This is a genomic window from Paucibacter sp. KBW04 (genome assembly GCF_003852425.1).
In the GTDB taxonomy this organism is placed as follows: Bacteria; Pseudomonadota; Gammaproteobacteria; order Burkholderiales; family Burkholderiaceae_C; genus Paucibacter_A.
The window spans coordinates 172,426-186,232 of the sequence record NZ_QAJN01000016.1 but is presented as its reverse complement, the minus strand read 5'-3'; the positions used below and the strand labels follow the sequence as shown (position 1 = coordinate 186,232).

The 13,807-nt window shown below is 64.5% G+C and carries 14 protein-coding genes; 12 read left to right on the top strand and 2 right to left on the bottom strand.

Annotated features, from left to right (window positions below; genetic code table 11):
• Positions 1-93 precede the first annotated feature (93 nt).
• Together DBR47_RS20355 and DBR47_RS20350 are read left to right on the top strand one after the other, a co-directional pair.
• Positions 94-1,098, top strand: a complete 1,005-nt coding sequence (locus tag DBR47_RS20355) for a LysR family transcriptional regulator (RefSeq protein WP_231512417.1) — start codon at positions 94-96, stop codon at positions 1,096-1,098.
• Positions 1,079-1,816: a TetR/AcrR family transcriptional regulator gene (locus tag DBR47_RS20350; RefSeq protein ID WP_197047189.1), complete on the top strand. Its 738-nt coding sequence runs from the start codon at positions 1,079-1,081 to the stop codon at positions 1,814-1,816. The genes DBR47_RS20355 and DBR47_RS20350 overlap by 20 nt, the downstream gene beginning before the upstream one ends.
• Here DBR47_RS20350 and DBR47_RS20345 read toward each other — a convergent pair.
• Complete coding sequence (locus DBR47_RS20345; RefSeq protein WP_124453505.1) at positions 1,798-2,757, bottom strand: DMT family transporter; 960 nt, start codon at positions 2,755-2,757, stop codon at positions 1,798-1,800. The genes DBR47_RS20350 and DBR47_RS20345 overlap by 19 nt on opposite strands.
• A gap of 182 nt (positions 2,758-2,939) precedes the next feature.
• Here DBR47_RS20345 and DBR47_RS20340 point away from each other — a divergent pair, with 182 nt between their 5' ends.
• Together DBR47_RS20340 and DBR47_RS20335 are read left to right on the top strand one after the other, a co-directional pair.
• Positions 2,940-3,401, top strand: coding sequence for an Lrp/AsnC family transcriptional regulator (locus DBR47_RS20340; protein ID WP_124453503.1), 462 nt, complete (start codon positions 2,940-2,942; stop codon positions 3,399-3,401).
• Positions 3,402-3,484: 83 nt separating this feature from the next.
• Positions 3,485-3,949: a ribonuclease E inhibitor RraB gene (locus DBR47_RS20335; RefSeq protein ID WP_124453501.1), complete on the top strand. Its 465-nt coding sequence runs from the start codon at positions 3,485-3,487 to the stop codon at positions 3,947-3,949.
• A gap of 61 nt (positions 3,950-4,010) precedes the next feature.
• Here the strand turns inward: DBR47_RS20335 and DBR47_RS20330 are convergent, their stop codons facing one another.
• Entirely contained in the window at positions 4,011-4,727 is a 717-nt protein-coding gene (locus tag DBR47_RS20330) for a TetR/AcrR family transcriptional regulator (protein WP_124453600.1), read from the bottom strand.
• Between the two features lie 242 nt (positions 4,728-4,969).
• On the opposite strand from DBR47_RS20330, the gene DBR47_RS20325 reads away from it, so the two are divergent.
• From DBR47_RS20325 to bioB, 8 genes are read left to right on the top strand one after another with little or no spacing between them, the layout of a single operon-like run.
• The gene (locus tag DBR47_RS20325; protein ID WP_124453499.1) at positions 4,970-6,583 is read left to right on the top strand and encodes a carboxyl transferase domain-containing protein; all 1,614 of its coding nucleotides are present in this window, start codon (positions 4,970-4,972) and stop codon (positions 6,581-6,583) included.
• Positions 6,584-6,613: 30 nt separating this feature from the next.
• On the top strand, positions 6,614-7,924 hold the full coding sequence (locus tag DBR47_RS20320) for a S9 family peptidase (protein WP_124453497.1): 1,311 nt from the start codon (positions 6,614-6,616) through the stop codon (positions 7,922-7,924).
• A 5-nt stretch (positions 7,925-7,929) separates the two neighbouring features.
• Positions 7,930-8,742 carry an enoyl-CoA hydratase/isomerase family protein gene (locus tag DBR47_RS20315; RefSeq protein ID WP_124453495.1) on the top strand — a complete coding sequence of 271 codons (813 nt, stop codon included), beginning with the start codon at positions 7,930-7,932 and terminating at the stop codon, positions 8,740-8,742.
• Positions 8,743-8,768: 26 nt separating this feature from the next.
• The gene (locus tag DBR47_RS20310; protein WP_124453494.1) at positions 8,769-9,434 is read left to right on the top strand and encodes a DUF4126 domain-containing protein; all 666 of its coding nucleotides are present in this window, start codon (positions 8,769-8,771) and stop codon (positions 9,432-9,434) included.
• Positions 9,431-10,801 (top strand): adenosylmethionine--8-amino-7-oxononanoate transaminase, encoded by a 1,371-nt coding sequence (gene bioA, locus DBR47_RS20305; RefSeq protein WP_124453492.1) that lies wholly within the window; start codon positions 9,431-9,433, stop codon positions 10,799-10,801. The genes DBR47_RS20310 and bioA overlap by 4 nt, the downstream gene beginning before the upstream one ends.
• Positions 10,791-12,020 (top strand): 8-amino-7-oxononanoate synthase, encoded by a 1,230-nt coding sequence (locus tag DBR47_RS20300; protein ID WP_124453490.1) that lies wholly within the window; start codon positions 10,791-10,793, stop codon positions 12,018-12,020. Before bioA ends, DBR47_RS20300 begins: the two co-directional genes overlap by 11 nt.
• Positions 12,017-12,709 carry a dethiobiotin synthase gene (bioD, locus tag DBR47_RS20295; protein ID WP_124453488.1) on the top strand — a complete coding sequence of 231 codons (693 nt, stop codon included), beginning with the start codon at positions 12,017-12,019 and terminating at the stop codon, positions 12,707-12,709. Before DBR47_RS20300 ends, bioD begins: the two co-directional genes overlap by 4 nt.
• Positions 12,706-13,803, top strand: coding sequence for a biotin synthase BioB (bioB, locus tag DBR47_RS20290; RefSeq protein WP_124453486.1), 1,098 nt, complete (start codon positions 12,706-12,708; stop codon positions 13,801-13,803). The genes bioD and bioB overlap by 4 nt, the downstream gene beginning before the upstream one ends.
• Positions 13,804-13,807: the final 4 nt, after the last annotated feature.

Here is a 13,807-nt window from a genome sequence, read left to right as displayed (position 1 = left end):
GGGCGAGATGGGTTTGGATACGCTGCACGAAGAGGCAGGGGGATGCTAATAATTCGCCCACGAATCGTCTTCACCCATATTTGGATGTGCTCCATGCGAAATTGCATTGACGACCTGGACTGGAACCAGCTCAAGGCCTTTTTGGAAACGGCCGAGTTGGGCTCGCTGTCTGCGGCCGCGCGCAAGCTGGGCTTGGCCCAGGCCACGCTGAGCCGTCAGGTCGCCGCCATCGAGGCCCAGCTGGGCCTGACGCTGTTTGAGCGGGTGGGCAAGGCCATGGCGATCACCAGCTCGGGCCAGGCCCTGCTGGAGCATGCTCGCCTCATGGGCGCGGCAGCGGAGGATCTGCGCTTGGCGGCCAGCGGCCAGTCGCAGACGGTGGAGGGCGTTGTGCAGGTCTCGGCCACCGGCCCGGTGGCGGCCTATTTGCTGCCGCCGCTCTTGCATCGCCTGGCTGAGATCGCGCCCAAGCTGCTGGTCGAAGTGATCAGCTCGGACGCCATCAGCGACCTGATGCGCCGCGAGGCCGATATTGCCATCCGTCATATGCGGCCGGAGCAGCCAGACTTGATCGGCCGCTTTGTCCGGCAAGCCAGCGCCGGCTTTTACGCCTCGCGCAGCTGGGTGCAGGCCCATGGCCACCCGCGCAGCGCGGCCGATGCCAGGCGCTGCGCCTTTGTGGGGGCCGATCGCGATGGTCGTTATCTGGCCTATTTGCGCGGCCACGGCCTGGACCTGAAGGAGACCAATTTCAGCTGCTACAGCGCGGACGCCTCCACCAGCCTGGCCCTGATGCGGGCGGGCTTGGGGATAGGCGCGATGATGGAAGAGATCGCCGCCGAGATGCCCGATTTGCAGCGGGTGCTGGACGAGGTGGCGCCGATTCAATTTCCCATCTGGCTGGTGACGCACCGGGAGCTGCGCACCTCACGCCGCATACGGCTGGTGTTTGATGTCTTGGCCGAGGTGCTTGGTCATCCTGGGCAGACGCAGGGGAATTCAGTCGAGAATGGCGCTCACGCCAAGGGAGGGGCTGTTCGCCTGGCTCATGAAGGCGCTAGCGACTTGCTCACAAAAAATGACTCAGAAGAAATCTAGTCCGGACGGCTCGCTGCCGACCCGCATCCCGCTCTCCAAGGAAAGAATTCTCAAGACCGCGCTGGAATTGGCGGATCAAGGGGGCCTGGATTCGCTGACCATGCGCCAACTCGCCCAGGGCTTGGGCGTCGAGGCCATGTCGCTTTACAAGCATGTGGCCAATAAGGACGCCTTGCTGGACGAGATGGTTGAATCGGTGGTCGCGGAAATGGGCATGGCCGACCCGGCCGCGGAGTGGAAGGCAGCGCTGTTGGAGCGCGCCAGAACCTTGCGCCGCGTCTTGAATCAGCATCCCTGGGCGGCCCAATTGATTGAATCAAGAAGCTCGATTGGCCCACAAAGACTGCGTTACAACGATCGCATGATTGGCATTTTGAGGACGGCGGGCTTCTCGATCGAGCTGGCCTTCCACGCCATGATTGCGCTGACCAGCTATGTCTACGGCTTTGCGATTCTCGAGGAAGGCAATAGGCGCAAAGCTCGGCCCAAGGCTGTGGATAACTTGCAGGCTGTGATCGCTCCCGCCGATTACCCCTTCATCTTCGAGATGATCAAGTTCGCCTATTCGAACAAGAGCGCCGAGGTCGCTGCGGGGCAAACGCAGGCCAGCCCTCAGTTTGCCGACTTTGAATTTGGGCTGAAGCATCTGGTGGCTGGCTTCGACGCCGTGTTGCGAGAGGCCGAGCCTCAGCCTCAATCTCAGCCTCGCGCGCGCTGACTCCACAAAACGCCGGCCGCGATCAGCAACATGCCGATGACGGTGGCCAGATCCGGGCGCTCACCAAACAGCGGGACGGCCAGCAAGGTGGCCAGCACGGGCGTCAGCGCCCCTGCCGTGGCGCTGCGTTGCGCGCCCAGTTTGGCCACGGCGAAGCTATAGCTCAGGGTGGAAACCAGGCCCACGCCAACACTTTGAATACCCAGCTGAAGCAGCAACTGCTCTTTTGAGATGCGGGGCAAGGTCAGGCTGCTGAGCCCCTCCTGCCCGACCTGCCACAGCAGCAGGGGCAGCAGCAGTGCCAGCGAAACGCTGGAGATCAAGGCCGCTGCTTCGAGCGGCGCCAGTTTCGCTTCACGCAAGGCAAGGGTGTAGGCCGACCACATCAGGCTGCCCAGCAAGAACATGGCATAGCCCTGGGCCAGATCGGCCTGACCGGCCTTCATTGCCAGCAAGGTGGCGATGCCTGCGGCGATGCACAGCAGGGCGGGCCAGCGTGACAGGGCCGCGCGGTCATGCAGGGCGGCCGCCAGCAAGGCGGTGAACAAGGGCAGCGTGCCGGGGATCAAGGTCGCGCCATCGGCCACTGGCGCGTGGCGCATGCCCCAGCCGGCGATGAGAAAGTAGGGCAGGCCGGCGCCGGCCACGATCAAGACCCAGAGCTTGCCCGGCACCGACGCCAAGCGTGCCCGGCGCCGCCACAGCAGGGGCGCGAGCAAGAGACCCGCCGGTCCGAAGCGCAGCAGGGCCAGCTCGGCAGGTGGCAAGGCCGCGCGGGCGCCCGCGCGCAAAGAGATAAAGAAAGCGGCCCAGATGCAAAGCGTCAAAGCCAGTGCGGCCCAGCCGGCCAGCTCCGCCCTATTAAGCTGCGGCCTCGTGGAGATCGAGGGGCAGGCGGTGGCCGAAGACGAGGAGACCGTCGAGACAAGGGGCTTGGGCATGGGAAGGCAGGAAAGGGGCGCTGGGACTGAGGAAAGGAATGCTGCGGCCCTTGGCTTGGGGGCGGCGATCGGCAGAATTTTCTAGCGCAAGCTCGGGTGATATTGGGCGTACATGGCCGTCTAACTCAAGGATTTGAGTGCTTATCACTCATAGAATCCGAAAAATTGATGGAAACAAGCGCATGGACAGAATCGACATTCAATTGCTGGAGTTGCTACAGCGTGACGGGCGCCTGAGCGTTGCCGAGCTGGCCGAGAAAGTGGCCTTGTCCCAAAGCCCTTGCGCGCGCCGCCTCAAGCGCCTGGAGGAGGGCGGATTCATCGCCGGCTATCGCGCGGTGCTGGATCGCAAGGCCGTGCAACTGGCCACCACGGTGTTTGTGAACGTGCGCCTGATGCATCACCGGGAAGACGCGGTGCTGCAGTTCGAGGCGGCGATGCAAGCCATGGCCGAGGTGGTGGCCTGCCATGTGGTCTCAGGCGCGCACGACTATCTGCTGGAGGTGGTGGTGAACGAGCTGAGCAGCTACGAGCACATCGTGCGCCGCCTGCAAGTCCTGCCCATGGTGCAAGACATCACCAGCAATTTCGCGATCCGCTGCGTCAAGAGCGGGGCGCCGCTGCCTTTGAAGATGGGGGGCTAGGCGGAGCAAATCATCCGCCCCCTCGGCCTTGCTTGCTTGAAAAATGGGGTCAGTGGAAAATGGGGTCAGAGTCATTTANNTAAATGACTCTGACCCCATTAATTCCCGGAAGTCTTGCGCAGGAATTTGGCCTCACAATGCCAAGCATGATTTCGCGACGTGCTTTTTCAGCGCTTGCAACGATGGCTGGCGGCTTTGTTTGTAAAACGACTCTTGCCGGGGCTGTCGTGAGCTGGCCCCAGGATGCTGATGGCGATATCTTTCGCCGACTTCAAAAGAGCGGCTTTGATTTCAGCAAGACCTATCTTGTTGATTTCAATATCGAGTTTGAAACTTGGCCGCCTTCCAAAGAGGTAGTGGCGATGGTCAAATCCAAGTACGGAGAGATCGAACTTGGCCCGCCGGAATCTGGCGAGCTTGGCTACATCGTCTTTCAGTTGAAGAGCAAACTCAGCTACGAGTGGGTGCTTCAGGTTCAGCGAGAAGCGACGGCACTTACCTCGCGCTTTGGTGGTAAGTGCGAGTCCTGGGGAGTCTTGGTTCCCTGAGCGAGTTTTGCGTCGATCCGCCTTTGTGTCATGAAAAGACAATTCAAGGCTAGGCCAAGGTTCAGCCTCTAGGCGTTTGAGCCCCGCCTTCCAACAAGGCCCGCAAGCCCGCCTTCATCTGCCGCAACTCCCCCAGCTCTTGCTCGGGCGCCTGCAAGGCCGGCCAGAGCAGGGCGACCAGATCGCGGGCGCTGCTGGGGATGTCGATTTGCCGGCCGGTGGCGATCACTTCCCACAAGATGTGTTCCATGGGGCCGAACACCAGGGAGCGCATCAGGCGCAGTGGGATGTCCTGGCGCACGGCGCCGCTGGCCTGGCCGCGCACCAGCAGGTCCATCAGCGGGGCGGTGTAATGGCGTTGCAGTTCCACCAGGGTCTGGCCCAGTTCCAGGCCCAGCCCTTGGCCCTTGGTGCGGCCCTCGGACAAAACCAGGGCGCACAAGCCCGTGCCTTGGATCAGGAAGAGGCGCAGATGGGTCTGCACCACAAACTCCAGTTGCTCACGCACGCTGGCCTCGCGGGGCAGGCCGGTTTCAATCGTGTCGATGATCTCGTCGTACCAGTCGCCGATCACCCGTATGCACAGATCGCGCTTGCTGTGGAAATAGGTGAAGACGGTGGCCTCCGAGATGCCCAGGCGCTGAGCGATCTCGATGGTGGTGGCGCGCTCGAAACCGCGTTCGGCAAACACCTCGCGGCCGACGCGCAAAATATCGCGCACCCGCTGCTCGGCCTTGGCGCTGGCCGGCGAGCGGCGTTGCGGGGCGGCCGCCGCCAGCCGTGGCTTGGCGGCTTTGCCGCCGGCATTGCTTGCGGATTTGGGCTTGCTTGCGATCAGGGTGGGCGCGTTCACAGCTGCATTCTGCGCAATAATTGAGTAAAGCTCAAGTGGTGGCTTGTGCGTCCAACTCTCTTGGAATATCCTTCGCCACTCGCTTTGTCTAGAAATAGACTGCAGGCAGATCACTAAATATTGAGCAGCACTCAAAAACTGGGTGCCACGCTCTGGATGGAGACCTCATGGCCGCTCTCACGACCAAGCTCAACGCCCGTTCCGCCGACTTCAAGGCCAATGCACAGGCCATGCAAGGCTTGCTGGATGATTTGAATCTGCGCCTGGAGAAGATTGCCCAGGGCGGCGGTGAAGCGGCGCGGGCCAAGCATACGGCACGCGGCAAGCTGCTGCCCCGCGACCGGGTGGAGATGCTTTTGGACCCCGGCACGCCCTTTCTGGAACTGGCGCCCCTGGCCGGCCTGAATATGTATGACAACGCAGCCCCCGGCGGAGGCATCATCGCGGGCATCGGCCGGGTCTCGGGCGTGGACTGCATGATTGTGTGCAATGACGCGACGGTGAAGGGCGGCACCTACTACCCCATCACCGTCAAAAAGCATTTGCGCGCGCAAGAGATCGCCCAGCAAAACCGCCTGCCCTGCGTTTACTTGGTGGACTCGGGCGGCGCCAATCTGCCCAATCAGGACGAGGTCTTCCCGGACCGCGACCACTTCGGCCGCATCTTCTACAACCAGGCCAATCTGTCCGCCCAAGGCGTGCCGCAGATCGCCGTGGTGATGGGCTCTTGCACCGCAGGCGGCGCCTATGTGCCGGCCATGAGCGACGAGACCATCATCGTCAAGAACCAAGGCACCATCTTCCTGGGCGGCCCGCCGCTGGTGAAGGCGGCCACCGGCGAGGTGGTGACGGCCGAGGACTTGGGTGGCGGCGATGTGCACACCCGGCTGTCCGGCGTGGCCGACCACTTGGCCGATAACGACACCCATGCCCTGGCCCTGGCTCGCCAGAGCATTGCCGGCCTGAACTGGCGCAAGCTGGGCGTGGACCAGTTGCTGCGCCAGACGCCGCGCCCGCCCTTGTTTGACGCGGCCGAGCTGCATGGCGTGATCCCGACCGACACGCGCAAGCCTTTTGATGTGCGCGAGGTGATTGCCCGCGTGGTCGATGGCTCGGACTTCGATGAATTCAAGGCCCGCTACGGCGCCACCCTGGTCTGCGGCTTTGCGCATATCGAAGGCATGCCGGTGGGCATCGTCGCCAACAACGGCATTTTGTTCGCCGAGAGCGCCAACAAGGGCGCTCACTTCATCGAGCTGTGCTGCCAGCGCAAGATCCCCCTGGTGTTCTTGCAGAACATCACCGGTTTTATGGTCGGTCGCAAGTACGAGAACGAGGGCATTGCCCGCGCGGGCGCCAAGATGGTGACGGCCGTGGCCTGCGCCCAGGTGCCTAAATTCACCATCATCATCGGCGGCAGCTTTGGAGCCGGCAATTACGGCATGTGCGGCCGCGCCTACAGCCCGCGCTTTCTGTGGATGTGGCCGAACGCCCGCATCTCGGTGATGGGCGGCGAGCAAGCTGCCTCGGTGCTGGCCACCGTCAAGCGTGATGGCATCGAAGGCAAGGGCGGCGCCTGGAGCGCCGAGGAAGAAGAGGCCTTCAAAGCCCCCATCCGCCAGCAGTACGAGGATCAGGGCCACCCCTATTACGCCTCGGCTCGGCTGTGGGACGATGGTGTCATCGACCCGGCCGATACCCGCCGCGTGCTGGCCCTGGGTCTGAGCGCCGCGCTGAATGCGCCGGTGGCGGAGACGAAATTCGGCGTCTTCCGCATGTAAGCACGCGGCGCCTGAGCCCTGTTGTCACGCATGAAGTACCTGCTCTTGACCGCCAAGAAAACGGCCTGGTTGCGCGCCCTCGGCAGCGCCGGCCTGTGCCTGGCTGCGAGCGCCGGCCTGCAAGCCCAGACCGCGCCTTTGCAGAAGGATGTGCGCGAGGAAGTCATCAAGGTGCCGGCCAGCGTCAAGGACGCCTTTGGCCGTGAGGTCAGCGGCGACCTGACCGTCACCATCTTCCGCCCCGAGGGTCCCGGCCCGCACCCCTTGGCCATCATCAGCCATGGCCGCAGCAGCGACACCCGCAGCCAGTACGGCCGCCAGCGCTATGAATCGGCCGCGCGCTTCTTGCTGCGCAAGGGCTTTGTGGTGGCCGTGCCTCTGCGCCTGGGCTATGGCGAAACCGCGGCCTTGGGTGACCCGGAGGACAGCGTCTCTTGTGGCTCGCCGCGCTACGGTGCCGCCGCCGCTGCGGCAGCCCAGCAAATCTTGCGGGTGGCCAAGTATCTGGCGGCCGAGCATGCGGTGGACCCGACCCGGCTCTTGCTGATGGGCCAGTCGGTGGGCGGCTTTGCCACCATCGCGGCAGCGGCCCTGCGGCCACCGGGCCTGGTGGCCGCCGTTAACTTTGCGGGCGGCCACGGCGGCAGCCCCACGGCGCACCGGGGCGAGCCCTGCCAAGCCAGCTTGCTGACCAAGTTCTACGCCCGACTGGGTGAGATGAATGCCAAAAAGCCGGCTGCGGGTGGCGCGTCGGCCATTCCCGATGCGGGCGCGGGCGCCGGCCTGGACCTCGCCAGCGCCCCGGCCGAGCCTGGCTCGCCCTTGATCAGCGGCCTCAACCCCCTGGGCCCGACGCCCACCTTGTGGGTCTATACCGAGAACGATCAGTACTTCGCGCCCCAGTACACCCGCGCCTGGGCCGAGGCCTATGCCGCCAGCGGCGGCCAGGTGGACTACCGCCTGCTGCCCGCCATTGGCGACGACGGCCACCGCCTCTTCATCGCCGGCAACGAGGTCTGGCAGCCCCTGGTGGACGAGTTCCTGATCAAACAAGGCTTTACCCGCCCCGGCGTGCTAAAACCCCCGGCCCCCAGCGGCTTCGCCGCCCTGACGGACGAGCAGGCCCTGCCCGCCAAGACGCCGGCCTTGATCGAGGGCTATCGCAAGTTCTTGCAGTCCAAGCCGCCACGCGCCTTTGTGCTCAATGCCGAGGGGCAGTGGGGCTACTCCTCCGGTGACGACTACCTCTCACGCGCGCTCAGCAACTGCCAGCGCCGTACCGGCGACTCTTGTTTCTTTTATGCCGTCAATGACGACGTGGTTTGGAAAGCTCCCCGATGACAGCCATGAATAGCGCCGCAGCGACCTTCGAGACGATTGCACTCAGCATCGAGGCCGGCATTGCCCGCGTCACCCTCAAACGTCCCGAGGTGCGCAATGCCTTCAACGAGGCAGTGATCGCCGAGCTGACGACCGTGTTCGCCCAGCTGGGAGACGATGACAGCGTGCGCGCCATCGTGCTGGCGGCCGAGGGCAAGGCTTTTTGCGCCGGTGCCGATCTGAATTGGATGAAGTCCATGGCCAGCTACAGCTGGGAAGAGAACAAGGCCGATGCGGGTCGCTTGGCTCAAATGCTGTGGACGATTTACCGCTGCCCTCAGCCGGTGATTGCCCGCGTGCAGGGCGACGCCTACGCCGGTGGCGTGGGGCTGCTGGCGGTGTGCGACATCGTGGTGGCGGTGGACACGGCGGGCTTTTGCCTGTCTGAGGCCAAGCTTGGCCTCTTGCCTGCCACCATCGCGCCTTACGTGGTGCGCGCCTTGGGCGAGCAGGCCTCGCGCCGCTACTTCGTCACGGCCGAACGCTTCAGCGCGCAAGAAGCGCATCGCCTGGGCCTGGTGCATGAGCTGACGAGTGCCGACAGCATCGATGAGAAAATAGCCACGCTGCTCGGCGCCATCAGCGCCAATGGCCCGGCCGCCGTGCGGGCCTGCAAGCGGCTGGTACAGGACGTGGCGCATCAGGCCATCACCGCTGAATTGCGCGATGACACGGCCCGCCGCATCGCCGATATCCGCGCCAGTGACGAAGGGCGCGAGGGCGTGCAGAGCTTTCTGGGCAAGCGCGCGCCGAACTGGCTGCCTTCCTCTAAGGACTGATTTCAACGAGCCCCAGCGCTCAATCCATGAACCTGCCTGCTTTGCCCTTCGACCTGCCTAACCTGCCACATGCTTGGTCCAGCCTGACATCTGCTCAGCTGCTGGCCTTGGCCGCAGCCGTGGGTTGGGCGAGTGGCTTGCGCTTGTATCTGGTGGTGTTTTCGCTGGGCTTCACCGGCTTCATGGGATGGCTGCCCTTGCCACCGGGCCTGCAGCTGCTGGCCTCGCCCTGGGTGATGGGGGCCTCGGGCCTGATGCTCTTCATCGAGTTTTTTGCCGACAAAATCCCCGGCCTGGACACGCTCTGGGACGCTATTCACACCTTCATCCGCATCCCCGCCGGTGCGGCCCTGGCCGCTGGCATGTTGGGCACCGATTCGCAAACCTGGGGCTTGATGGCCGCGCTGATGGGCGGCACCCTGGCCGCCACGGCCCATGCGGCCAAGGCCACGACGCGCGCGGCGGCCAACACCTCGCCCGAGCCCTTCTCCAATATCGCCCTGTCCCTGGGCGGTGATGCCCTGGTGCCCAGCATGTTGTGGTTGGCCTATGCCAGCCCGCTCTACTTCTTCGGGGCGCTGGCGATCTTGCTGGTCTTGATGCTTGTTTTGATCGTCGTGCTCTTCCGCTTTCTGTCCGCTGTGTTCCGGCGTTTTTTTGGTGGCCGCCGCAGTCTTTCTCCCTCCCCATGAGCAGTCCCTCTGTTTCTTCGAGCGCCAGCGCCGACTGGCAGCAACGCAGCCTCGCCGCCGTGTGGCACCCCTGCACCCAGATGGCCCGTGCGGCCGTGCTGCCGCCCCTGGCCATCGCGCGCGGGGCCGGGCCCTGGTTGTATGACTTCGATGGCAAGCGCTATTTCGACGCCAATAGTTCCTGGTGGGTCAATCTCTTCGGCCATGCCGATGCCGGCATCAATGCCGCCATCAAGCAGCAGCTGGACACCTTGCCCCATGTGATGCTGGCCGGCTGCACCCATGCGCCGGCCGTGCGCCTGGCCGAGCGTTTGAGCGCGTTGACCGGTGGGGCCCTGGGCCATGTCTTCTACGGCAGCGACGGCGCCAGCGCGGTGGAGATCGCGCTCAAGCAAAGTTTTCACAGCTGGCGCAATCGTGGCCGCGCCGAGAAGCGCGAGTTCGTCTGCCTGAAGAACGGCTATCACGGCGAGACCATTGGCGCCCTGGCCGTCACCGATGTGAAAGTCTTCCGCGATGCTTATGACCCGCTCTTGATGCGGGCGCATATTGTTGAATCGCCCGACGCTCGGCTGGGCAATGAGGCCCAGGCCTTGGCCGCCATGCGTGACTTGTTGGCTCAGCGGCATCAAGACATCGCCGCCCTCATCATCGAGCCCTTGGTGCAAGGCGCTGCTGGCATGGTGATGTACGGGCCCGAGTATCTGCGCGAGCTGCGAGCCCTATGCACCGAGTTCGAGGTGCATTTGATCGTGGACGAGATCGCCATGGGCTGTGGCCGCACCGGCACGTTCTTCGCTTGGGAACATTCGCAGCCACAAGCCAAAGACCAGTGGCCCGACTTCATCACGCTGTCCAAAGGCATCACCGGCGGCACCATGCCCCTGTCTTTGGTGCTGACCACCGAGGCCGTCTACCAAGCCTTCTGGAGCGAAGATGTGGCGCGGGGATTTCTGCACTCGCATTCCTACACCGGCAATGCCCTGGCCTGCGCGGCGGCCAATGCGGTGCTGGACCGTTTTGAGGCGGGGCAGTTGCAGGCGATTGCGGAGCAAGCCGAGTTGCTGCGCATTGCCTTCGCGCCGCTGGCCGCGCACGCCCAGGTCAAGCATCTGCGCCAACAAGGCCTGATCCTGGCTTTTGATGTGCAGGAGGCAGGTCTCCGATTCGCTGAGCGATTCCACTTGGCTGCGCGCAGCCACGAGCTCTTGATCCGCCCCATCGGCAACACCGTCTACCTGATGCCCCCTTATGTGATTGACGCGGAAGCCGCCGTCTTCTTGGCCCGCGCCATCACGCTCACCCTGGACGAAGTACTGTCCCAATCTCCCGAGTCCGGTTTGTCGGACCAGCCCCATGTTGCTTGATCACCTAAGCGCCAAGTTGCGCGCCATCGAGGCCCAGAGCCTCACCCGCTTTCTGCGCCAGGCCGAGAGCGCCACGGCACCGCGCCAGCAGGTGCGCGGCGCCGACGGTCGCACCCGCGAGCTGCTGATGTTCTGCTCCAACGATTACCTGGGCCTGGCCGCCGAACCGCAGATCCAGGCCGCCCTGATCGAAGGTGCGCGCCTCTACGGCGGCGGCTCCGGCGCCTCGCCCCTGATCAGCGGCCACAGCCGCGCTCACGAGCAGGTGGCCGAGACCTTGGCCGCCATGCTCTCGCACCATATCCCCGAGGCCCGCGCCCTGGGTTTTTGCACCGGCTATATGGCCAATCTGGCGGTGGTGACGGCCTTGGGTGACGAGGGCGCGGAGATTTTTTCCGAGTCCTGGAACCACGCCTCGCTGATCGATGGCACCCGCCTGGCGCGCGCTGAGGTCAAGCGCTATGGCCACGCCGATGTCGCCGCTTTGCGCGAGCTGCTGTCCGCCAGCACGGCCAAGATCAAGCTCATCGTCTCCGATGCCGTCTTCAGCATGGACGGTGATCTGGCGCCGCTGCCAGCCTTGCTGGCGCTGGCCGAAGAGTTCGACGCCTGGCTGATCGTGGATGACGCCCATGGCTTTGGGGTGCTGGGGGAGCAGGGCAGAGGGTCGCTGGAGCACTTCAATCTGAAGAGCGAGCGCCTGATCCTGGTCGGCACCCTGGGCAAGGCCGCGGGCCTGGCCGGTGCTTTTGTCGTGGCCCACACCACCATCACCGAATACCTCTTGCAAGCCGCGCGCAACTACATCTTTTCCACCGCCTCGCCCCCGGCCGTCGAGCATGCGCTACTGACCAGCTTCGCCTTGATCGGCGGCGAGCTGGGCGCGGCGCGGCGCGCCAATCTGCGCCTGCTACAAGCGCGGCTGCGCCAAGGCATTGAGTCGATCTTGCAGCAACACCCGGCTCTGGGCTGGCGCTTGTCGCCCTCGGACACCCCTGTTCAGCCCCTGATCATCGGCGGCAATGCCGAGGTCATGGCCCTGGCCGCGCGCCTGGAGGCCGGCGGCATCCGCGTGCCCGGCATCCGCCCGCCGACGGTGCCCAAGGGCGAGGCGCGGCTGCGCATCACGCTGTGCGCAACGCACACGGCGTCCGATGTAGACGAGTTGGTTTCGGCTTTGGCCGATGCCGCTCAAGATATGGACAAGGTCGCCGCATGAAAGGCCTGTTCATCACCGGCACCGACACCGAGATCGGCAAGACAACCATCACCGCCGGTCTGACGCACAAGCTCTCGCAGCAGGGCTTGCGCGTCACGCCCATCAAGCCCCTGGCCGCCGGCCAAGAGCTGGTGGACGGCGTGTGGATTAATGAGGATGTGCAGCAGCTGCACGCCGCGCAGAGCATTGGCATGCGCCCCGATCAAGTCGGCCCGCTGCAGTTTCGCGCCGCTTGCGCACCGCATATCGCCGCCGCGATGGAAGGGCGAACGATTGAACGTGCCCCCCTGCTGGCCGCGGTTCGCGCCAGCGCCGCCCTGGGCGACTTTGCCCTGGTGGAAGGCGTGGGCGGCTTCCGCGTGCCCTTGTGCGCCGGCTTCGACACCGCCGATCTGGCGGCCGAACTGGCCCTGCCCGTGCTCTTGGTTGTGGGCCTGCGCCTGGGTTGCATCAACCATGCTTTGCTCACGGCCGAGGCCATTCGCGCGCGCGGCCTGACGCTGGCGGGCTGGGTAGCGAACACCGTGGACGCCGCCATGCCCCATGTCACCGACAATATCGCCGCACTGAATGCCGCCTTGGCCGCCCCCTGCTGGGGCCATGTGCCGCGTCTCGATCACCCCTCAGCGGCGGCGCTTGCCGCCCATCTGAATCCTCAAGTTTCGCCCGTCCTGGAAGCATCGCAATGAGCCACCCTGTCCACAGCCAAACCACCAATCAAATTCAGTCCTTGACGCCCACGCGCGACGAAGACCGCCGCAATGCCAAGCCCTGGACGGTGAACGAGGTGGCCGCCCTGTACGACCTGCCCTTCAACGACCTGATGTTCAAGGCCCAAAGCGTGCACCGCCAGTACTTCGACGCCAATGCGGTGCAGCTCTCCACCCTGCTGTCCATCAAGACCGGCGGCTGCGAAGAGGACTGCAAATACTGCCCGCAGTCGGCGCACTTCGACACCGGCCTCAAGGCCGAGAAGCTGATCCCTCTGCAAGAGGTGCTGGAAGCCGCCCGCGCCGCCAAGGAAAACGGCGCCACCCGCTTCTGCATGGGCGCGGCCTGGCGCGCACCCAAGGAGCGCCATCTGGAAGCCATCGGCGAGATGGTCAAAGAGGTCAAAGCCATGGGCCTGGAGACTTGCTTGACCGCCGGTATGTTGGGCGACGGCCAAGCCGAACAGCTGCGCGAAGCCGGCCTGGACTATTACAACCACAACCTCGACACCTCGCCCGAGTTTTACGGCCAGATCATCACCACCCGCACTTATCAAGACCGCCTGGACACCCTGGACCGGGTGCGCAATGTGGGGCTCAAGGTTTGCTCCGGCGGCATCGTGGGCATGGGCGAGACCCGTCGCCAGCGCGCCGGCCTGATCGTGCAACTGGCCAATCTGGACCCGTACCCCGAGTCGGTGCCCATCAACAATCTGGTGCAGGTCGAAGGCACGCCTCTGAGCGGCACCGAGGCCCTGGACCCCTTTGAGTTCATCCGCTCTATCGCCGTGGCTCGCATCACCATGCCGCGCGCCATGGTGCGCCTGTCGGCCGGCCGCGAAGAGATGCCCGAGAGCATGCAGGCCCTGTGCTTCTTGGCTGGGGCCAACTCCATGTTCTATGGCGACAAGCTGCTGACCACCAGCAACCCGCAAGCCGAAAAGGATCGCGCCCTGCTCAAGCGCCTGGGCATGCACTGCGCGACGGAGGCTGATCTGGCCGCTGAAGGCAAGGTCAATCTCTGCCGCAACGCAGAGGACGGTGCGCAGGACAAGGCTTGCGCTTCGCACTGAGCTA